At 66.9% G+C, this 19,647-nt stretch carries 17 protein-coding genes and 1 pseudogene; 15 read left to right on the top strand and 3 right to left on the bottom strand.

What is annotated here, in order from left to right; all coding sequences use genetic code 11:
• Positions 1 to 40 precede the first annotated feature (40 nt).
• The 4 genes from F572_RS0110915 (at position 41) to F572_RS0110900 (ending at position 5,117) form a co-directional block, all read left to right on the top strand.
• Complete coding sequence (locus F572_RS0110915; RefSeq protein WP_038034299.1) at positions 41 to 1,081, top strand: efflux RND transporter periplasmic adaptor subunit; 1,041 nt, start codon at positions 41 to 43, stop codon at positions 1,079 to 1,081.
• On the top strand, positions 1,078 to 4,383 hold the full coding sequence (locus F572_RS0110910; protein ID WP_017941375.1) for an efflux RND transporter permease subunit: 3,306 nt from the start codon (positions 1,078 to 1,080) through the stop codon (positions 4,381 to 4,383). Before F572_RS0110915 ends, F572_RS0110910 begins: the two co-directional genes overlap by 4 nt.
• A 266-nt stretch (positions 4,384 to 4,649) precedes the next feature.
• Entirely contained in the window at positions 4,650 to 4,868 is a 219-nt protein-coding gene (locus F572_RS0110905) for a hypothetical protein (protein ID WP_012981920.1), read from the top strand.
• A gap of 42 nt (positions 4,869 to 4,910) precedes the next feature.
• Positions 4,911 to 5,117 (top strand): hypothetical protein, encoded by a 207-nt coding sequence (locus tag F572_RS0110900; RefSeq protein ID WP_017941374.1) that lies wholly within the window; start codon positions 4,911 to 4,913, stop codon positions 5,115 to 5,117.
• A 17-nt stretch (positions 5,118 to 5,134) separates the two neighbouring features.
• On the opposite strand, the gene F572_RS0110895 is transcribed toward F572_RS0110900, so the two are convergent.
• The 3 genes from F572_RS0110895 to F572_RS0110885 are packed head-to-tail and all read right to left on the bottom strand — an operon-like array spanning position 5,135 to position 7,773.
• Positions 5,135 to 6,511, bottom strand: coding sequence for a nucleoside recognition domain-containing protein (locus F572_RS0110895; RefSeq protein ID WP_017941373.1), 1,377 nt, complete (start codon positions 6,509 to 6,511; stop codon positions 5,135 to 5,137).
• Between the two features lie 19 nt (positions 6,512 to 6,530).
• Positions 6,531 to 7,385: an SDR family oxidoreductase gene (locus F572_RS0110890; RefSeq protein WP_017941372.1), complete on the bottom strand. Its 855-nt coding sequence runs from the start codon at positions 7,383 to 7,385 to the stop codon at positions 6,531 to 6,533.
• A gap of 10 nt (positions 7,386 to 7,395) precedes the next feature.
• Complete coding sequence (locus F572_RS0110885; RefSeq protein ID WP_017941371.1) at positions 7,396 to 7,773, bottom strand: DsrE family protein; 378 nt, start codon at positions 7,771 to 7,773, stop codon at positions 7,396 to 7,398.
• A 173-nt stretch (positions 7,774 to 7,946) separates the two neighbouring features.
• Between F572_RS0110885 and F572_RS0110880 the strand changes: the two genes are divergently transcribed.
• The 11 genes and pseudogenes from F572_RS0110880 (at position 7,947) to greA (ending at position 19,646) form a co-directional block, all read left to right on the top strand.
• Positions 7,947 to 8,240 (top strand): FmdB family zinc ribbon protein, encoded by a 294-nt coding sequence (locus F572_RS0110880; RefSeq protein ID WP_017941370.1) that lies wholly within the window; start codon positions 7,947 to 7,949, stop codon positions 8,238 to 8,240.
• Between the two features lie 3 nt (positions 8,241 to 8,243).
• Positions 8,244 to 8,894, top strand: coding sequence for a DUF502 domain-containing protein (locus tag F572_RS0110875; RefSeq protein ID WP_017941369.1), 651 nt, complete (start codon positions 8,244 to 8,246; stop codon positions 8,892 to 8,894).
• 99 nt (positions 8,895 to 8,993) lie between these two features.
• Entirely contained in the window at positions 8,994 to 10,778 is a 1,785-nt protein-coding gene (gene aspS / locus F572_RS0110870) for an aspartate--tRNA ligase (protein WP_017941368.1), read from the top strand.
• Positions 10,779 to 10,799: 21 nt separating this feature from the next.
• The gene (locus tag F572_RS0110865; RefSeq protein ID WP_017941367.1) at positions 10,800 to 11,429 is read left to right on the top strand and encodes a triacylglycerol lipase; all 630 of its coding nucleotides are present in this window, start codon (positions 10,800 to 10,802) and stop codon (positions 11,427 to 11,429) included.
• A 283-nt stretch (positions 11,430 to 11,712) separates the two neighbouring features.
• Positions 11,713 to 12,453: a YebC/PmpR family DNA-binding transcriptional regulator gene (locus F572_RS0110860; RefSeq protein ID WP_017941366.1), complete on the top strand. Its 741-nt coding sequence runs from the start codon at positions 11,713 to 11,715 to the stop codon at positions 12,451 to 12,453.
• Between the two features lie 21 nt (positions 12,454 to 12,474).
• Complete coding sequence (ruvC, locus tag F572_RS0110855; protein WP_026142952.1) at positions 12,475 to 12,990, top strand: crossover junction endodeoxyribonuclease RuvC; 516 nt, start codon at positions 12,475 to 12,477, stop codon at positions 12,988 to 12,990.
• The gene (ruvA, locus tag F572_RS0110850; RefSeq protein ID WP_017941364.1) at positions 12,987 to 13,595 is read left to right on the top strand and encodes a Holliday junction branch migration protein RuvA; all 609 of its coding nucleotides are present in this window, start codon (positions 12,987 to 12,989) and stop codon (positions 13,593 to 13,595) included. Before ruvC ends, ruvA begins: the two co-directional genes overlap by 4 nt.
• Before the next feature lie 416 nt (positions 13,596 to 14,011).
• Positions 14,012 to 14,219 (top strand): annotated as a pseudogene (locus F572_RS16075) (hypothetical protein).
• A 531-nt stretch (positions 14,220 to 14,750) separates the two neighbouring features.
• On the top strand, positions 14,751 to 15,884 hold the full coding sequence (gene carA, locus F572_RS0110845; protein ID WP_017941363.1) for a glutamine-hydrolyzing carbamoyl-phosphate synthase small subunit: 1,134 nt from the start codon (positions 14,751 to 14,753) through the stop codon (positions 15,882 to 15,884).
• 52 nt (positions 15,885 to 15,936) lie between these two features.
• Complete coding sequence (carB, locus tag F572_RS0110840) at positions 15,937 to 19,170, top strand: carbamoyl-phosphate synthase large subunit (protein ID WP_017941362.1); 3,234 nt, start codon at positions 15,937 to 15,939, stop codon at positions 19,168 to 19,170.
• Positions 19,167 to 19,646 (top strand): transcription elongation factor GreA, encoded by a 480-nt coding sequence (gene greA, locus F572_RS0110835; protein WP_017941361.1) that lies wholly within the window; start codon positions 19,167 to 19,169, stop codon positions 19,644 to 19,646. Before carB ends, greA begins: the two co-directional genes overlap by 4 nt.
• Position 19,647 lies beyond the last annotated feature (1 nt).

Below are 19,647 nucleotides of genomic sequence, written 5' to 3'. Positions count from 1 at the left end.
CACGCGGCCAGGAACCTCACCAAGCAAGGACAGACGCCTCATGACACGAATCCCGATGCGCCACGCCCTGTGGGGCCTGCTGCTGTTGCCATTCGCGGCCCAGGCGGAACTGCCATTCGACACGGTAACCGCCGAACGCCAGACCATCGCCCAGGAACGGATCCTGGATGGCCGTGTCGAGGCGGTGCAGCGTTCCACGATCTCCGCCCAGACCTCCGGGCGCATCCGCGAGATCTATGTGGATGTGGACGACTTTGTCGAGACGGACGAACTCCTGGTCCGGGTCAGCGACACCGAGCAGCAGGCCCGGGTCAGCCAGGCCGAGGGCGACCTTGCCGAGGCCCGTGCCCGCTTCAACGAGGCCCGCTCGGAATTCGAGCGGATCCGCGACGTGTTCGATCGCGGGGTGGTTTCTCGGTCCGAGTTCGATCGCGCCGAGGCGGCGCTGGAGTCGGCCCGCGCCCGGCTGCGCTCCGCCGAGGGCCGGGTCGAAGAGGCCCGCGAACAGCTTGGCTACACCGAGGTGTATGCCCCGTACTCCGGTATCGTCACGGAGCGTCATATCGAGGTCGGCGAATCGGTCAACCCGGGTTCGCCGCTACTGTCCGGGATCAGTCTGGACCAGCTGCGCGTGGCCGTGGATGTGCCGCAGCGCCTGATCCACAACGTGCGCGAACGGCGCAGTGCCGAGGTCCTGCTGAACGGTGACCGGGTGGCGGCCGAGAGCCTGACCATCTTCCCCTATGCCGATCCGGCCAGTTCGACCTTCCGCATTCGCGTGAACCTGCCGGAGCAGCGGGACCTGGGGCTGTTCCCCGGCATGTTCGTGAAGACCGCGTTCGTGGTGGACGCCGTGGAGCGCCTGCTGGTGCCGGTGGAGGCGGTGGTGTATCGCAGCGAGGTGATCGCGGTCTATGTGGTCGACGAGGAGGACCGCGTGGCGTTTCGCCAGGTGCGGGTCGGGCGTCAGCATGACGGCATGATCGAGATCCTCGGCGGCCTGGATGCGGGCGAACGCGTCGCGCTGGATCCGGTGCACGCGCAGATCTATCTCAAGGAACATCAGCAGGTGAACCGATGAGCGATGCCAGCACGGACCCGGCGTCCGAGCGCATGGGGATCTCCGGACGCATTGCCAAGGCCTTTCTGACCACCCAGATCACGCCGCTGCTGGCCCTGATCGGTCTGCTGCTGGGCCTGTTCGCGATCCTGGTGACCCCGCGCGAGGAAGAACCGCAGATCAACGTGACCATGGCCGACGTGTTCATCCCGTTCCCCGGGGCGAGCGCGCAGGAAGTGGCGCAACTGGTCGCCACGCCGGCCGAGCAGGTGCTCTCGGAGATCGAGGGCATCGACGATATCTATTCCGTCTCGCGCCCGAACATGGCGCAGATCACCATCCAGTTCGAGGTCGGCGAGGACCGTACGGCGGCCTTGGTGCGCCTGTACAACCAGGTCTTCTCCAACCAGGACTGGCTGCCGCCGGGCCTGGGGGTGGGCGAGCCGATCATCAAGCCGATGGGCATCGATGACGTCCCCATCGTCAACGTGACCCTGTGGACCGAGGACGATGATCGCGGCGGGCATGACCTGCTGCGGGTGGCGCACGGTATCGAGGCCGAACTGAAACGTGTGCCCGGCACCCGCGACATCTACACCGTTGGCGGGCCGGACCACGTCGTGCATGTGCGCTTCAAGCCGGAGACCCTGGCGGCCTACAACCTGTCGGTGGAGGATCTGCGTACCAGCCTGCAGGCCTCCAACTTCTCGCGTGACGCCGGGCAGTTCTATCAGGACGACGAGGAGATCCTGGTCCAGGCGGGCGATTTCATTACCGAGCCCGAGGCCTTCGCCGGGCTAGTGGTCGGCATGCACGACGGCCGCCCCGTCTATCTGGAGGACGTCGCCGAGGTCGTGCAGGGCCCGGCTTATGCCACCGAACATGTGCGCTTCGCCCATGGGGCGGCGGCCGGGGATCGTGCGCGCTTGGGCGACAGCCATCCGGCGGTCACGGTGGCGATCGCCAAGCAGCCGGGCACCAATGCCCCGGATATCGCCGATGCCCTGGTCGAACGCCTGGAGCAGCTGCGCGGGACCTACATCCCGGACGGGATCGAGACGACGATTACCCGCAATTACGGCCAGACCGCCGACGCCAAGGCCAATACCCTGATCCAGAAGCTGATCCTGGCGACCGCGTCGGTGGTTATCCTGGTGTGGATCGCGCTGGGCTGGCGCGAGGCCTTTATCGTCGGCGTGGCGGTGGTGATCACCCTGGCGATCACGCTGTTCGCCTCCTGGGCCTACGGCTTCACGCTCAATCGGGTGTCGCTGTTCGCGCTGATCTTCTCCATCGGGATCCTGGTGGACGATGCCATCGTGGTGGTGGAGAACATCCACCGGCACATGGCCAAGGGCGGCAAGAAGTTCCTGGAAGCCATCCCGCTGGCGGTGGACGAGGTCGGTGGTCCGACCATCCTCGCGACCTTTGCGGTGATCGCGGCACTGCTGCCGATGGCCTTCGTGACCGGGCTGATGGGGCCGTACATGAGTCCGATCCCGATCAACGCCTCGATGGGGATGATCATCTCGCTGGCGGTCGCCTACGTGGTCACACCCTGGCTGACCTACAAGGTGCTGCGCCGCCAGGCCGAGAAGCATGAACACGCCGCCCCGTCGGGGGGCAGCCACGGCGCGGAGGGCGAGAGCGCCTCCGCCGGTCTGATGAAGCTCTTCAATACCCTGCTGCTGCCGTTTCTCGGTAGCGGCGGGCGCAAGAAGACCAACCGCCTGGTGCTGTGGGTGGGCACGCTGGTGCTGATCCTGGCTTCGGTGTCGCTGGCGTACTTCCAGCTGGTAGTCATGAAGATGCTGCCGTTTGACGACAAGTCGGAGTTCCAGGTGGTACTGGACATGCCGGAGGGCACCAGCCTGGAGCGGACCTCCCGCGTCCTGGCGGAGATGGGCGACTACCTGAAGACGGTCCCCGAGGTGCACAACGTGCAGACCTACGCGGGCACCGCAGCGCCGATCAACTTCAACGGCCTGGTGCGCCAGTACTACCTGCGCGAGGGCTCGCATGTCGGCGATATCCAGGTGAATCTGGTCGACTCCTCGGAGCGTGACCGCAAGAGCCACGCAGTGGCCCTGGGCGTGCGCGACGCGATCAACGCGATCGCCGACCGCCACAATGCCGCGGTCAAGGTGGTCGAGGTCCCGCCGGGGCCGCCGGTGATGTCGCCGATCGTCGCCGAGATCTACGGGCCGGACTACGACGGCCAGATCGAGATCGCCCGGCAGGTGCGCGAACGCTTCGAGAACACCGCAGGCCTTACGGACATCGACGACTCGGTCGAGTATCCGGGGCAGAAGAAGATCCTGCAGGTCGACCGCGAACGCGCCGCGCGCCTGGGTGTGTCGCAGCAGGCGGTGGTGCAGGCGATCGAGACCGCCCTGTCCGGCGAGGACGTGACCTATCTGTACGGCTCCAATGTGAAGTACGCGGTGCCCGTGCGGCTGGAGTTCGACCAGGCCGAGAAGGGCAGCCTGGACCCGGTACTGGGGCTCAAGGTGCGCTCGCGCGACGGCACGCTGGTGCCGCTGTCCGAGGTGGTCAACGTGGTGGATTCCAGCCTCGAGCACTCGATCCATCACAAGAACCTGCTGCCCGTGGTCTACGTGATGGGCGACCTGGCCGGTGGGCTGGACAGCCCGCTGTACGGCATGTTCGACATGTTCTTCGGCCTGCGCGACCAGCCGATGGCGTATGACGAGCCGCTGGAGCAGCTGTTCATCGCCCAGCCGGACAACCCGTACAACTTCTCCCTGAAGTGGGACGGCGAGTGGCAGGTGACCTACGAGACCTTCCGCGACATGGGCATCGCCTACTCGGTGGGCCTGCTCCTGATCTACCTGCTGGTGGTGGCACAGTTCCGGTCCTACATGGTGCCGCTGATCATCATGGCACCGATCCCGCTGACGGTGATCGGGGTGATGCCGGGGCATGCCTTCATGGATGCCTTCTTCATGGATGCCAAGTTCACCGCGACCTCGATGATCGGGATGATCGCGCTGGCCGGGATCATCGTGCGCAACTCCATCCTGCTGGTGGACTTCATCAACGAGGAGATCCGCCGCGGCGTGGACGTGATCGAGGCGGTGGTGCATGCTGGCGCGGTGCGCGCCAAGCCGATCGTCCTGACCGGGCTGGCGGCGATGGTCGGGGCCGGGTTCATCCTCGATGACCCGATCTTCTCCGGCCTGGCGATCTCGCTGATCTTCGGCGTGTTCGTCTCCACCCTGCTGACGCTGGTGATCATCCCGGTGCTGTACTACCTGTACGTGCGCAGCCGGGTCGATCTGATCCGCGCCCAGGCGGCGTAGGCCGTACCGGTCATCGCGAGGAGCGCAGCGACGTGGCGATCTCCGTGGCCGGCCCGGGCGCCGGTCGGAGCGAGCGTCGGGGGTTCGTTGGGAGGTTACTCGCTGCGCTCGCCCTTCGGGCCGGCCTGCGGCCGTTCGACGCGCTACGCGCTTTTGTGCCACGGCCCCTGCGGGGCCTCGCAATGACGCGGTCAGGGTCCGGTGTTTTCGCTGCGTGCAGGCATGTGACTACAATCGGTGCCACTTAACCGAACCGGAGATGCTCGATGGATGTCGAGATGGGAGAAGAGGGCCTGAACGTCCTCGGAATCAGCCGCGAGCAGTGCGCAACGCTAGTGGAAGTGCTGAAGGCCAGCGAGGATCAGCGCTTCATGGACGACCCCGAACTGCGCAAGCTGTTCAAGCTGCTGGCCGTGTTGCAGAGCGATCTGTGGGACGACATGACCGCCGGGCAGTTCGACTTCGCCCCCTACAAGAAGCAATAGCCCCATCCGGCGCCTTCCCGGGCGCCTGCACCGGAGCCCTCCATGCCCGACAATGATTCCCGCCGGCCGTCGAATTTCGTGATCGGCAATATCTTCCTTGGCGCTGCCGCCATTATGCTCTTCTTCTTTGTGACGCTCTGGGAGATTCTCGGGGTGTTCGCGCTCTTGATGTGGATGGGCCTGGCCGCCATCGGGGTCTACTTCATCGTCAAGGACAAGGACATCAATCCGGGCGGCCCGCCGAACTGATTGCGGTCAGTGGCTCGCTACAGGAACAAGTAGCCGACGATCGCGACCGCCGCGATCACCGCGACGGCGTCCGCCGTCAGCGCGGCGGCCAGGGTGTGGCGCACGCGCTTGACGCCGATGGCGCCGAAATACACCGCAAGCACGTAGAAGGTGGTCTCGGTCGAGCCCTGCAGCGTCGAGACCAGAATGCCGACGTGGGTGTCCGGTCCGGTCGTCGGATCCTGCATGATGCCGGCCATGATGCCGTAGGCGCCGGAGCCCGAGAGCGGGCGCAATAGCGCCATCGGCAGCGCCTCCGCCGGCAGGCCGAAGGGCGTGGTCAGCGGGCCGACCAGCCCGACGAACATCCCCAGCGCACCGCTCTCGCGCAGCATGCCCACGGCGACCAGGATGGCCACCAGATAGGGAATGATGCGCAGCGCGACATTGAAGCCCTCCTTGGCCCCCTCGACGAAGACCTCGTAGACCGGTACGCCGCGGATCACGCCGTAGGACAGGAAGCCGACTACCAGCCCGGGGATGATCCATGGTGCGATCGCCTGGCCGTAGAGGATGGTCAGCGGGATGATGGCGAGCACTCCGGCCAGCACGGTCAGCGAGACCCATGCGGGATAGCCCTCGGTGGGGACCTCGATGTTCATCGGTTGCTGGTTGGTCGTGTCCGCTGTCGGGTCGACGTCCTGGGTGGGCTCGGCGGTCGCCTCCCGGCCGGCCTCGCGCATTGTGTCGTCCAGCTCGCTCGCTGCATCCGCGGACGTCCGGCCCGGATCAATGGTGCGGGTCGCCGGCGGCGGCAGGAAGTAGCGCTGCAGGATCAGCGCGCTGGCGATGCCGGCGATGGTCGCGAACAGGGTCGCGAACAGCGTGGTCGGCAGGATGGCGGCAGGGGCCTCGGAACCCAGCGAGGCGCGCAGGGCGATCACGCCGGTGGGCAGCAGGGTGATGCTGGAGGTGTTGATCGCCAGGAACAGGGCCATCGCGTTGGTCGCGGTGCCCGGGTGCGGGTTGAGCTTCTCCAGTTCCTGCATCGCGCGGATGCCGAAGGGCGTGGCGGCGTTGCCCAGGCCCAGGATGTTCGCGGAGAAATTCAGGATCATCGCGCCCATCGCCGGGTGTTCGGGCGGGACGGACGGGAACAGCCGCACCATCAGCGGCCGCAGCAGCCGCGCCAGCACGGTGAGCAGGCCGCCGGCCTCGGCGATCTTCATCAGGCCCAGAAACAGGGCCATTACCCCCACCAGCCCCAGTGCCAGTTCCACCGCGGAGCCGGCGGCGTCGATGGCGCCCTCGGACAGGGCCTGCATCGGCTGCTCGTCGGGATCGGTGGAACGGATCTCGCGGATCGCGGCCGTGGCCACGGCGATCACGATCAGGGCGAGAAAGATCAGATTCATGCGGTACCGTGCGCCACGGTCAGCGGTTCTCCCCGCGTGATACACCGCGCAGCACCGCATCCATCCCGCGGGCCGGCAGTAGCCACTTGAGAAAGGCGAACAGCCGGGTGGGGAAAGTCACGTGGTAGCGCACCCGCGGGCGGCGGGCCTCCAGGGCGTGCACCACGCAGCGCGCGACCGCTTCGGGCCCCAGCGTGAACGGGGCATCGGCCTCGGCGTCCGCCATGCGCGCCTCGGCGGCGCGGTAGGTCTCCTGCCACGGGCTGTGTTCGCGCTGGATGTGATAGCGAAAGGCCTTCAGCGCGTTGGCGCGGAATTCACTGCGGATCGGCCCCGGCTCGATCAGTGCAACATGGATGCCGGTGCCGTGCAGTTCCTGGCGCAGGGTGTCGCTCATGCCCTCGATCGCGAACTTGGAGGTCACATAGGCCCCGCGCAGGCGCAGCGCGACCAGGCCCAGGACCGAGCTGTTCTGGATGATCCGGCCCTCGCCGGCACGGCGCATCGCGGGCAGCACCGCATTGGTCAGCTCCAGCCAGCCGAGCACGTTGGTCTCCAGCTGCGCGCGCAGGGTCGCACGGTTGAGGTCTTCCACCGCGCCGGGCTGGCCATAGGCGCCGTTGTTGAACAGGGCGTAGAGGTGGCCTTCGGTGCGGTGCAGGATCTCGGTGACCGCGCTGTGGATGCTGGCGGAGTCGTCAAGATCCAGCTGCAAGGCTTCGAAGCCGTCCTTCTTCAACCGGGCGACGTCCTCTCCGCGTCGGGCGGTCGCGAAGACCCGGTAGCCGCGTTCGCGCAGTACGCGGGCGGTGCAGGCCCCGATGCCGCTGGAGCAGCCGGTGATCAGGACCGCGCGCGAGGGGGATTCGCTCATGGCAACGGGGTCAGTAGGTCAGCGTGGCGACGTCGTCCTCGACGACCTCGCCAATGAAGGCGGCACCGCCGCGCATCCCGTCCAGTTCCGGTACCGCGTTGTCCAGGGTCAGCCCGTTTTCGTCCATCGCGCCGGCGCAGGCGTAGAAATGGCAGCCGGCCTCGTGGGCATCCTGCATGAAGCTGTAGACCGACTTCTCCCTGGCCTCGCCGGGATAGATCTTGTCCGCCACGCCCTGACGCAACAGGCGCGTGGTGCCGGCGGCGAAATAGATCTCGACTTCCAGGTCCATTGCGGCGGCGACGGTGGCCTGGAAGAACGGGGCGCCCAGCGTGCCGGGGCGGTCGAGGTCCAGGTTGAGCAGCATGATCACGATCTTTTCGGCCATGACGGGTCCTTGTGCGGTCGTTTCGGCGTTTCGTTGCTTGGGGGAATGATCCGCGCTGCGGCTTCCGGGCGCAAACACGGATTGTCGGCAGGGAAGGCCTTTTATTCCCGCGAAACGGCCGCATAATACGCCTCAACCCGTGTTTTCGCGGATGCATTCCGAGGATTCCAGCCATGCCCATTTACGAATACCAGTGCAAGGACTGCGGCGAGATTTCCGAGATCCTGCAGAAGATCTCCGACCCGCCGGCCACCACCTGCCCCGAGTGCGGCGCCGAGGCCCTGACCAAGCAGGTCTCCGCCGCCGGCTTCCGTCTGGCCGGGGGCGGCTGGTACGAGACCGATTTCAAGAAGGACGGCAAGCGCAACCTGAAGGAGGGCAGCAGTTCGAGCGCCAGCAGCGCGCCGAAGTCCGAGTCCTCGTCCTCCGGTAGCGCCAAGACCGGTACCGCCGCGACCGGTACCTGATCCGTGCTGGTCTCCCTGCGCCGCTACCTGATTGCAGGGCTGCTGGTCTGGCTGCCGCTGATCGTCACCGGCTTCATCATCAAGCTGCTGGTCGACCTGCTGGACTTCACCATCCTCCTCCTGCCGCCGGCCTGGCGGCCGGAGGCGATTCTCGGCTTCTCCATCCCGGGTGCCGGCATCGTGCTGGCCGTGGTGGTGGTGTTCGTCACCGGCGTGGTGGTGGCCAACATCGTCGGTCGCAAGCTGGTGTCGGTGGGCGAATCCATCGTGCGGCGCATTCCGCTGGTCAGTTCGATCTATGGCGCGGTCAAGCAGGTTACCGAGACCGTGTTGTCCGATGGCGGGCAGGCGTTTCGCAAGGTGATTCTGATCGAGTATCCGCGCCGCGGACTGTGGTCGGTCGGCTTCATGACCGGGATGGCGGCCGGCGAGGTGCAGGATCGGACCGAGCGCGATGTGGTCACCGTGTTTGTCCCGACCACCCCCAATCCGACGTCCGGCTTTGTGCTGATGGTCCCGCGCGAGGAGGCCATCGAACTGGACATGACGGTGGAGGACGGCCTCAAGTTCGTGATGTCCATGGGGGTCGTCACCCCCCTGAAAAGCCCCGAGGATGCCCCGGCTCCGGTTGCGCGGGAGCAGGGCAAATCGTAAGATTTCCGGCCTTTTCGCGGGCGCGAGCGGCATGTTCGCCCCGTTTTCCCGACTAACCGTGCAGCCCCAGGTGGGGTGCCCTTCGGCTGGAACAGCGCAATGCGAACTCATCTGTGTGGACGTGTCACCGAGAACGAACTCGACTCGGAGGTGACCCTCTGCGGCTGGGTCAACCGCCGGCGTGACCACGGCGGCGTGATCTTCGTCGACCTGCGCGACCACGCGGGGCTGGTGCAGGTGGTGTTCGACCCCGACCGCGAGGACGTCTTCGCGCGCGCCGAGCAGCTGCGCAGCGAGTACGTGATCCGCATGACCGGTCGCGTTCGCCGGCGCCCCGAGGGCACCGAGAATCCGGACCTGACCACCGGCGCGGTGGAGATCCTGGGCCTGGAGCTGGAGGTCCTGAATGCCGCGAAGACCCCGCCGTTCCCGCTGGACGACGAGGACGTCGGCGAGGACACCCGCCTGCGCTACCGCTACATGGACCTGCGTCGCCCGGTGATGCAGCAGCGCCTGCGCCTGCGCGCGCAGGTGACGGCCGCCATGCGCCGCTTCCTCGAGGAACGCGACTTCCTCGACCTCGAGACCCCGATGCTGACCAAGGCCACGCCGGAGGGTGCGCGCGACTACCTGGTGCCCAGCCGCACGCATCCTGGCAGCTTCTTTGCCCTGCCGCAGTCGCCGCAGCTGTTCAAGCAGCTGCTGATGATGTCCGGCATGGACCGCTACTACCAGATCACCCGCTGCTTCCGCGACGAGGACCTGCGCGCCGACCGCCAGCCGGAGTTCACCCAGCTGGACATGGAGATGGCCTTCGTCGACGAGGCCGACGTGATGGACGTGACCGAGGGCCTGATCCGCCACCTTTTCCGCGAGGTCCAGGGCGTGGAGCTGCCCGATCCGTTCCCGCGTATGGCCTATGCCGAGGCGATGGCCCGCTTCGGTTCCGACAAGCCGGATCTGCGCATCCCGCTGGAGTTCACCGAGCTGACCGAGGTGATGCAGCAGGTAGAGTTCAAGGTCTTCAACGGCCCGGCCAACGACCCCGAGGGCCGCGTGGCCGCGCTGCGCGTGCCGGGCGGGGCCAGGCTCACGCGCAAGGAGATCGACGTCTACACCGAGTACGTCGGCCGCTACGGCGCGAAGGGCCTGGCCTACATCAAGGTCAACGACCCGGCCGATCTCGCGGGCGGGCTGCAGTCGCCGATCCTCAAGTTCCTGCCCGAGGACGTGACCCGGCAGATTCTGGAAAAGACTGCGGCCGCCGCCGGCGACCTGATCTTCTTCGGCGCGGACAAGGCCTCGGTGGTCAACGAGGCGATCGGTGCGCTGCGCGTGAAGATCGGCCACGACCTGGAGCTGGTCGAGGCAGGCTGGCAGCCGCTGTGGGTGGTCGACTTTCCGATGTTCGAGTACGACGACGGGGACAAGCGCCTGTACGCCCTGCATCACCCGTTCACTGCCCCGGCGGTGGACAGCCCGGACGAACTGCGCGCCAACCCGCGCGAGGCCCTGTCCCGCGCCTACGACATGGTGCTCAACGGCACCGAGGTCGGTGGTGGCTCCATCCGTATCCACAACCCGGAGATGCAGTGGGCCGCGTTCGAGGCCCTCGGCATCGGTGAGGACGAGGCGCGCGAGAAGTTCGGCTTTCTGCTGGATGCGCTGGAGTTCGGCGCCCCGCCGCATGGCGGCCTGGCCTTCGGCCTCGATCGCCTGGTGATGCTGATGAGCGGTGCCCACTCGATCCGCGACGTGATGGCCTTCCCCAAGACCCAGACCGCCGCCTGCCTGCTGACCGATGCCCCGGCGCCGGTCGGCGAGAAACAGCTGCGCGAGCTGGGCATCCGCCTGCGCCCCAGCGCTACGCAACAGGCCGGGTAACGGCCCGGCCGGTCGCGCATCATGGCCGGCATGCGCACCAGCGTTGTTACCGTCCACGGCTGGCATATGTCCGGCCTGGAGATGGCCTTGTTACGGCGTCGACTGCGCGCCGGGGGCCACGCGGTGTACCCGTTTCGCTACGCCTCGCAGCGTCAGTCTCCGGAACAGGCGGCTCGCGCGCTGGCGGCCTTTCTGGAACAGGTCCCCGGGGACCTGGTGCACCTGGTGGCACACAGCCTGGGTGGCGTGGTGGTGCGTCACCTGTTCGAGGTCGCGCCGGTGCAGCGCCCGGGCCGCATCGTGATGCTGGGTTCGCCCCTGGCTGGCAGTCGCGTGGCGGCGCGGCTGGCGCGGAACCGGGCCGGGCGCTGGTGGCTGGGCGCGGCGCTGGATCGCGGCCTGCTCGGTGGCAGCCCGATCCTGCGCGGGCGTGACATCGGCATGCTGGCCGGCAGCCGCGCGATCGGGCCGGGCCCGCTGATCGCGCGCCTGCCGCATCCGCATGACGGCCTGGTCGCGGTAGACGAGACGCGGGGCCCCGACGTCTCGCGCCACCTGACCTTGCCGGTCACGCACATGGGCATGCTGTTCGACACCGTGGTGGTGCGCGAGACCCTGCACTTCCTGGAGGCGGGCGAGTTCCTGCCCTGACGCCTGGCGAACCCCGTCAGGGGCAACAAGAATCGTCATCGCGCGGCGCGAAGCGCCGTGGCGATCTCGCTGGGTGGCTCCGGCGGCGGGCCGAACGTTACGGTCCCGTCAAGCGATTGCTTCGCCGCTGCGCTTCTCGCAATGACGGCTTGAGGTTCACCGCGTGGGCACGTCGTGCGCATCCGTGATTAGCGCGGCCCCAGCGATTAGACTGTGCGCATTCCGGTGCCCGGCGGTATGCCGGGTCGGCACAACCGAACCCAACTCAAGGAGTCGTGACCGAATGGCAGGCCACAGCAAGTGGGCGAACATCCAGCATCGCAAGAATGCCCAGGACGCCAAGCGCGGCAAACTCTTCACCAAGCTGATCCGCGAGATCACCGTGGCCGCGCGCCACGGCGGCTCGGACCCGGAGACCAACCCGCGCCTGCGCCTGGCGATCGACAAGGCGCTGGGTTCCAACATGACTCGCGACACCATCGAACGGGCCGCCAAGCGCGGCGCTGGCGAGAGTGATGGCGACAATGTCGAGGAAATCCGCTATGAGGGCTATGGCCCGGGTGGCGCGGCGGTCCTGGTCGACTGCATGACCGACAACCGCAACCGCACGGTTGCCGAGGTCCGCCACGCCTTCTCCAAGATGGGCGGCAACCTCGGTACCGACGGCTCGGTCGCCTACCTGTTCCAGAACAAGGGTGTGATCCGTTTCGCCCCCGGGCTGGATGACGAGGTGGTGATGGAGGCCGCGCTGGAGGGCGGGGCCGAGGATGTGCAGGTCGAGGACGACGGTGCCATCGAGGTGATCACCGAGCCGGAGACCTACCAGGACGTGCGCGCCGCGCTGACGGAGCGCGGCCTGGAGCCGGAAAACGCCGAGGTCACCTGGCGCCCGGAGACCCTCGCACCCCTGGATGCGGAGACCGCCGAGTCGGTCCTCAAGCTGCTGGACATGCTCGATGACCTGGATGACGTGCAGAACGTCTACACCAACGCCGACTTCCCCGAAGAAGTCAGCGGTGACTGACGCGGCCGCGGTGTGAGCGGCGTGCGCATCCTCGGGATCGATCCTGGTTCCCGCGTCACCGGCTTCGCGGTAATCGAGTTTGATCGCAGCCGCGGCCGTTCCTGCGGCCACGGCGTGATCCGGCCGAAGGCGAAGACCTTCCCCGAGCGCCTGGGCGAGATCTTCGCCGGCGTAGTCGAGGTGATCGACGAGCTGAAGCCCGACGTACTGGCCATCGAGTCGGTGTTCGTCGCCCGCAATGCCCAGTCCGCGATCAAGCTGGGGCACGCCCGTGGCGCGGCCATCTGCGCCGCCACCCAGGCCGGTCTGCCGGTACACGAATACGCCCCGCGCGCGATCAAGCTGGCCGTGGTTGGTGTCGGCGGGGCGGACAAGGAACAGGTCCAGCACATGATGCAGCAACTGCTACGCCTGGCCGAACCGGCCAGCAGCGACGCCGCCGATGCCCTGGCTGTCGCGCTCTGCCACGCCCACACCGAGCAGAACGAGGCGCGCCTGCAAGGCTCGGCCGCCGCCATGATCGGGGGGCGTCCATGATCGCCCGCCTGGAAGGGCGGCTGATCAGCCGCGAGGTGAATGGTGTGGTGATCGACGCCGGCGGGGTCGGCTACGAGGTCGATGTCCCGCTGTCCACGCTGGCGGCCCTGCCGGAGCCGGGCGAGACGGTCGTGCTGGCGACCCACCTGGTCGTGCGCGAGGATGCCCACCAGCTGTTCGGTTTCCTGAACAAGCGCGACCGCGACCTGTTTCGCCGCCTGATCCGGGTGAACGGGATCGGCGCCAAGCTGGCACTGGCCATGCTCTCCACCTACGCCGGCGACGAGCTGGCGGGCCTGATCAGTGGAGGTGACGTGACGGGCCTGGCCAAGGTGCCGGGCATCGGCAAGCGCACCGCCGAGCGGGTGGTCCTGGAGCTGGGCGAGCGCCTCGCCGAGATGGGCTTTGCCGCCGCGCCGGCCGGGGGCGTGGCCGGCAGCGAGCCGACTCCGGCGGCCGCGATGGAGGGCGAGGCGCTGGCCGCGCTGGAGTCTCTCGGCTACCCGCGGGCCAGCGCCGAGAAGATGGTCGCGGCAGTCCGCGACCAGGCGGATTCGGTGGAGACCCTGGTACGCCTGGCCCTCCGCGCCACCGTCAAGCGCTAACGCGCACCAAGCCGCGCGGCTCGCTTGCTGCCGTTTGAGGTGTCTTCCGCCCTGGGGCATGTCTCGCCCAGTAGAGGCTGGCCCTGGTTCGTCCTCCGGTGTTTACGTGCTTTCGTCCGGCCGCCTGCCACGCGCTCTCTCGCGAGCGCACCGCGAGGTACTTCTTTGCTCGTGCAAAGAAGTACCCAAGAAACACGCCCGACTGCCGCGACCCCGGCCCGCTGCGCGGGCCGGGGTTTCCCTCGCTCCGAGGCTTTTCGCGGGCGGCGCTGAACTCGCTGCGCCTTCGGCTTCGCTCAGACATCCAGCGCCCCCGTTTCTATTTAGAATCGTCCCGCGAAAAGCCTCTCCACTCGGCGCGACGACAACGGGGAGGTAGGTCCAAGCAACGGCTATCCCAGCGTTCTTGCCAGTGGATGATGGCTAGGTCTTCGAGCATCTTCGGCACGCTCGGCCTTCGGCCATTGCGTGCCGCGCCCGCAGAGCGGGCGCCGAGGGTGCTCGGGCGGCATTGCCTATTGTTGTGTCCGGGGGGAGGGAACACCTTCTGTCTTGACCTACTCTTCCCGTATGGAGCCCCTTGCGGAAGGGTTCTCGGGCCGGGGGAAGGCGCTGGATGTCTGAGCGAAGCGCAGCGTAGCGAGTTCAGCGCCGCCGGCCCGAGGGCCCTGGAGCAAGGTTCCCGGGCGAAATCCGGGTGCCCTTCTTTGGGTACTTTCTTGGGCAAGCAAGAAAGTACCTCGCGGCGCGCTGGCGAGTCAGCGCCAGGCAGTATGCGGACCGAAGCCACCGTAAACACCCGAGGCCGAACCAGGACCAGCCACCACGAGGTAGGCGGCGGGCCGAAAGCATCATAAAGACCGGGCGTCGAACCAGGGCCATCCTTAACGGCGCGTGATGAATCACCGCCATTCCAGAACGGCGAGCCACATGACGCCGAAAGCGGGGGTCTCGTTGGACGCCGCGCGCGGCGCTCGCGTACACTTGAAGGCGTATCCGTACCCGTCCTGAAGCTCCGAACCGTTGTCCGTGAATGGGGTCCTGTCCCCAGTGAAACGGTGCGGGAAAGGCCGGGTCGAAGATCCCGAACGAATCGCAGTATCGCCGCCGGCAAAGACCTGGCGGCCCCGACCCAGACCATCCGGAGGTCCCCCCGTGTCCGCGCCTGCTCTGCTCGTCCTGGAAGATGGCACTGTGTTTCATGGTCAGGCGATTGGCGCCCTGGGCCAGACGGTTGGCGAGGTGGTGTTCAACACCGCGATGACCGGGTATCAGGAGATCCTCACGGATCCTTCCTATCATCGGCAGATGGTCACGCTGACCTATCCGCATATCGGCAATACCGGGACCACCCCGGAGGATGATGAATCCGCGCGCGCCCATGCCGCGGGGCTGATCATCCGCGATCTGCCGCCACTGGTGTCCAACTGGCGTTCGCGCGAGTCGCTGCCGGACTACCTGCTGCGTCACGGCATCGTGGCGATCAGCGGGATCGATACCCGCAAGCTGACCCGGATCCTGCGCGAGAAGGGCGCGCTGAACGGGTGCATCCAGGCCGGCGAGGTGGACGAGGCCGCGGCCCTGGAAGCGGCGCGCGAGTTTCCCGGCATCAAGGGCATGGACCTTGCGCGCGAAGTCACCACGCGCAGCCGCTACGAATGGCTGGAGGGCACCTGGCAGCTCGGCGAAGAGCCGGCCCGGGTGGACCCGGAGCAGGCCGAATTTCATGTGGTGGCCTACGACTTCGGCATGAAGCAGAACATCCTGCGCATGCTGGCGGACCGTGGCTGTCGCGTGACCGTGGTGCCGGCCGAGACGCCGGTGGACGAGGTGATGGAGCTGAAACCCGACGGCGTGTTCCTGTCCAACGGCCCGGGCGACCCCGAGCCCTGCACCTACGCGATCGACGCGATCCGCGACATCTGCGAACGCAAGCTGCCCTTGTTCGGGATTTGTCTGGGGCATCAGCTGCTGGGCATCGCCAGCGGCGGCAAGAGCGTGAAGATGAAGTTCGGCCACCACGGGGCCAACCACCCGATCCGCCACGAAGAAAGCGGGCGGGTGATGATCTCGTCGCAGAACCACGGCTTTGCGATCGACGAGGACAACCTGCCGGCGACGCTGACGCCGACCTACCGCTCGCTGTTCGACGGCACGCTGCAAGGCATTGCCCGCACCGACTGCCCGGCGTTCAGCCTGCAGGGCCACCCGGAGGCGAGCCCGGGCCCGCATGACGTGTCCCCGGCGTTCGACGACTTCGTCGAGATGATGCGCGCCGCGCGTAGCTAAGTCCCTTTCCTGAAAAGAATTCCTGATTTCGACAGCCTGCGAGAGCTGCTCTATGCCCAAGCGTAACGATATCCAGAGCATCCTGATCCTCGGGGCCGGCCCGATCGTGATCGGCCAGGCCTGCGAGTTCGACTACTCCGGTGCCCAGGCCTGCAAGGCCCTGCGCGAGGAGGGATTCCGGGTGATCCTGGTGAACTCCAACCCGGCGACGATCATGACCGACCCGGAGATGGCGGACGCCACCTATATCGAACCGGTGGAGTGGGAGACGGTCGCCAAGATCATCGAGAAGGAACGCCCGGACGCCGTGCTGCCGACCATGGGCGGGCAGACCGCGCTGAACTGCGCGCTGGACCTGTCGCGCGAAGGCGTGCTCGAGAAGTACGGCGTGGAGATGATCGGCGCCAACGAGGCCGCGATCGACATGGCCGAGGACCGCGATCACTTCAAGGCGGCGATGGCCGACATCGGCCTGGACACCCCGACCGCGATGCTCGCGCACTCCTGGGAGGAGGCGCAGGAGATCCAGCCGAAGATCGGCTTCCCGGTGATCATCCGGCCGTCGTTCACCCTCGGCGGTTCGGGCGGTGGTATCGCCTACAACCGCGAGGAGTTCGAGTACATCGTCAAGAACGGGATCGACCTCTCGCCGGTGAACCAGGTGCTGCTGGAGGAGTCCGCGCTTGGCTGGAAGGAGTTCGAGATGGAGGTGGTCCGCGACAAGGCGGACAACTGCATCATCATCTGCTCGATCGAGAACCTCGACCCGATGGGTATTCACACCGGGGACTCGATCACCGTGGCCCCGGCGCAGACCCTGACCGACAAGGAATACCAGATCATGCGCGACGCCTCGCTGGCGGTGCTGCGCAAGATCGGCGTGGAAACCGGCGGCTCCAACGTGCAGTTCGCGATCAACCCCGAGAACGGGCGCATGATCGTGATCGAGATGAACCCGCGGGTGTCGCGTTCCTCCGCGCTGGCCTCCAAGGCGACCGGCTTCCCGATCGCCAAGGTCGCGGCCAAGCTGGCGGTGGGCTACACCCTCGACGAGCTGAAAAACGAGATCACCGGCGGGCTGACCCCGGCCTCGTTCGAGCCGTCCATCGACTACGTGGTCACCAAGATCCCGCGTTTCACCTTCGAGAAATTCCCGCAGGCCGAGGCGCGGCTGACCACGCAGATGAAGGCGGTGGGCGAGGCGATGGCCATCGGCCGCACCTTCCAGGAGTCGTTCCAGAAGGCGCTGCGTTCGATGGAGACCGGCATGGACGGTCTCGACGAGCGCATTGACCTGGATGCCGACGACGTGGTCGATCAGCTGCGCACCCGGCTCGCCAACCCCAGCCCGGAGCAGGTGCTGTACGTGGCCGACGCCTTCCGCGCCGGCTTCTCGATCCAGGATATCTTCGACCTGACCGCGATTGACCCCTGGTTCCTGGCTCAGATCCAGGAACTGGTGGACGTCGAGAAGGGCCTGCGCGACCGCATCCTGGGCGACATCAAGGCCGAGGAGATGTACCGCCTGAAGCAGCGCGGCTTCTCCGACCTGCGCCTGGCGACGATCCTCAACGAAACCGAGAAGGCCGTGCGCAAGCACCGCCACGGCCTCGGCGTGCGCCCGGTCTACAAGCGGGTGGATACCTGCGCGGCCGAGTTCGCGACCACCACCGCCTACATGTACTCCTCGTACGAAGAGGAGAACGAGGCCGAGCCGACTCACAGGCAGAAGATCATGGTCCTGGGCGGCGGGCCGAACCGCATCGGTCAGGGCATCGAGTTCGACTACTGCTGCGTGCATGCGGCGCTGGCGATGCGCGAGGACGGCTACGAGACCATCATGGTCAACTGCAACCCGGAGACCGTCTCCACCGACTACGACACCTCGGATCGCCTGTACTTCGAGCCGCTGACGCTGGAAGACGTGCTGGAGGTCGTGGCGACCGAGAACCCGGCCGGCGTGATCGTGCAGTACGGCGGGCAGACCCCGCTGAAGCTGGCCCGCGACCTCGAGGCCGCGGGCGTGCCGATCATCGGCACCAGCCCGGACTCCATCGACCTGGCCGAGGACCGCGAACGCTTCCAGGCCCTGCTGAACAAGCTGGGACTCAAGCAGCCGCCGAACCGCACCGCGCGCAGCGAGGAAGAGGCGGAGAAGCTGGCCGACGAGATCGGCTACCCACTGGTGGTGCGTCCGTCCTACGTGCTCGGTGGCCGCGCGATGGAGATCGTCCGCGACCGCGAGGACCTGCGCAGCTACATGCAGAACGCCGTGTCCGTCTCCAACGATGCCCCAGTGCTGCTGGACCGCTTCCTGGATGATGCGATCGAGGTCGACGTCGACGCGATCTCGGACGGCGAGAACGTGATCATCGGCGGGATCATGGAGCACATCGAGCAGGCCGGCGTGCACTCGGGCGACTCGGCCTGTTCGCTTCCGCCGTTCTCGCTGTCCCTGGAGCTGCAGGACGAGATGGTCGAGCAGGTGCGCAAGATGGCGCTGGGGCTGAAGGTCGTGGGCCTGATGAACACCCAGTTCGCGATCAAGGGCAATGACATCTACGTGCTGGAGGTGAATCCGCGCGCCTCGCGCACCGTGCCGTACGTCTCCAAGAGCGTGGGCCGGCCGCTGGCCAAGATCGCCGCGCGCTGCATGGCGGGACAGACCCTGCCCGAACAGGGCGTGGGCGACGCCGTCTACCCCGACTACTACTCGGTGAAGGAGTCGGTCTTCCCGTTCGCCAAGTTCCAGGGCGTGGACCCGATCCTGGGGCCGGAGATGAAGTCCACCGGCGAGGTGATGGGGGTTGGCCGCAGTTTTGCCGAGGCCTTCGCCAAGAGCCAGCTGGGTGCAGGCGTGCTGCTGCCGTCCACCGGCAAGGCCTTCGTCTCCGTGCGCGAGATCGACAAGCCGCTGGTGGGCGAGGTCGCGCGGCGCCTGGTCGAGCTGGGCTTCGAGGTCCTGGCCACCCGGGGTACGGCAAACGTACTGGAGGAGGCCGGGATCGCGGTGACCCGCGTCAACAAAGTCACCGAAGGACGGCCGCATATCGTCGACATGATCAAGAACGACGAGATCAGCTTCATCATCAATACCGTGGAGGGCAAGCAGTCGACCTCGGACTCCTACACCATTCGCCGCGAGGCGCTGATGCACAAGGTGGGCTATACCACCACGATCGCCGGGGCCAAGGCCACGGTGCAGGCCCTGGATCACCTGGGGGCGAATGACGTCTTCCGGCTGCAGGACCTCCACCAGGAAAACCTCGGAGGGAAAAGCGCATGAACAAGACGCCCTTGACCGTGACCGGCGCGGAAAAGATGAAGGAAGAGCTGAAGAAGCTGAAGGGCGAGGACCGCCCGCGCGTGGTCAACGCGATCTCCGAGGCGCGCGAGCATGGCGACCTCAAGGAGAACGCCGAGTACCACGCTGCGCGCGAGCAGCAGAGCTTCATCGAGGGCCGCATCCGCGAACTGGAGGCGAAGCTCTCCAACGCCCAGATCATCGACGTGACCACCTTGCCGCAGACCGGGAAGGTGGTGTTCGGGACTACGGTGGTGCTGGAGGCGACCGAGGACGGGCGCCAGGTGACCTACAAGATCGTGGGCGAGGACGAGGCCGACATCAAGAACAATATGATCTCGGTATCGTCCCCGATCGCGCGGGCGCTGATCGGCAAGGAAGAAGGCGATGTCGTGACCGTGCAGGCCCCGGGCGGGGAGACGGAATACGAGATCCTGGAGGTCCGCTACGTCAACTGAC

It is taken from the genome of Thioalkalivibrio sp. ALE14 (assembly GCF_000376845.1).
In the GTDB taxonomy this organism is placed as follows: Bacteria; Pseudomonadota; Gammaproteobacteria; order Ectothiorhodospirales; family Ectothiorhodospiraceae; genus Thioalkalivibrio.
Note: the sequence above shows the minus strand (reverse complement) of the source record. Positions and strands in the feature narration are given on the sequence as shown.

Excerpts from the sequence above, each read along its gene's own strand:
- F572_RS0110915 (WP_038034299.1), top strand. The coding sequence starts at position 41 with ATGACACGAATCCCGATGCGCCACGCCCTGTGGGGCCTGCTGCTGTTG.
- F572_RS0110910 (WP_017941375.1), top strand. The coding sequence starts at position 1,078 with ATGAGCGATGCCAGCACGGACCCGGCGTCCGAGCGCATGGGGATCTCC.
- F572_RS0110905 (WP_012981920.1), top strand. The coding sequence starts at position 4,650 with ATGGATGTCGAGATGGGAGAAGAGGGCCTGAACGTCCTCGGAATCAGC.
- F572_RS0110900 (WP_017941374.1), top strand. The coding sequence starts at position 4,911 with ATGCCCGACAATGATTCCCGCCGGCCGTCGAATTTCGTGATCGGCAAT.
- F572_RS0110895 (WP_017941373.1), bottom strand. The coding sequence starts at position 6,511 with ATGAATCTGATCTTTCTCGCCCTGATCGTGATCGCCGTGGCCACGGCC.
- F572_RS0110890 (WP_017941372.1), bottom strand. The coding sequence starts at position 7,385 with ATGAGCGAATCCCCCTCGCGCGCGGTCCTGATCACCGGCTGCTCCAGC.
- F572_RS0110885 (WP_017941371.1), bottom strand. The coding sequence starts at position 7,773 with ATGGCCGAAAAGATCGTGATCATGCTGCTCAACCTGGACCTCGACCGC.
- F572_RS0110880 (WP_017941370.1), top strand. The coding sequence starts at position 7,947 with ATGCCCATTTACGAATACCAGTGCAAGGACTGCGGCGAGATTTCCGAG.
- aspS (WP_017941368.1), top strand. The coding sequence starts at position 8,994 with ATGCGAACTCATCTGTGTGGACGTGTCACCGAGAACGAACTCGACTCG.
- F572_RS0110865 (WP_017941367.1), top strand. The coding sequence starts at position 10,800 with ATGGCCGGCATGCGCACCAGCGTTGTTACCGTCCACGGCTGGCATATG.
- F572_RS0110860 (WP_017941366.1), top strand. The coding sequence starts at position 11,713 with ATGGCAGGCCACAGCAAGTGGGCGAACATCCAGCATCGCAAGAATGCC.
- ruvA (WP_017941364.1), top strand. The coding sequence starts at position 12,987 with ATGATCGCCCGCCTGGAAGGGCGGCTGATCAGCCGCGAGGTGAATGGT.
- carB (WP_017941362.1), top strand. The coding sequence starts at position 15,937 with ATGCCCAAGCGTAACGATATCCAGAGCATCCTGATCCTCGGGGCCGGC.
- greA (WP_017941361.1), top strand. The coding sequence starts at position 19,167 with ATGAACAAGACGCCCTTGACCGTGACCGGCGCGGAAAAGATGAAGGAA.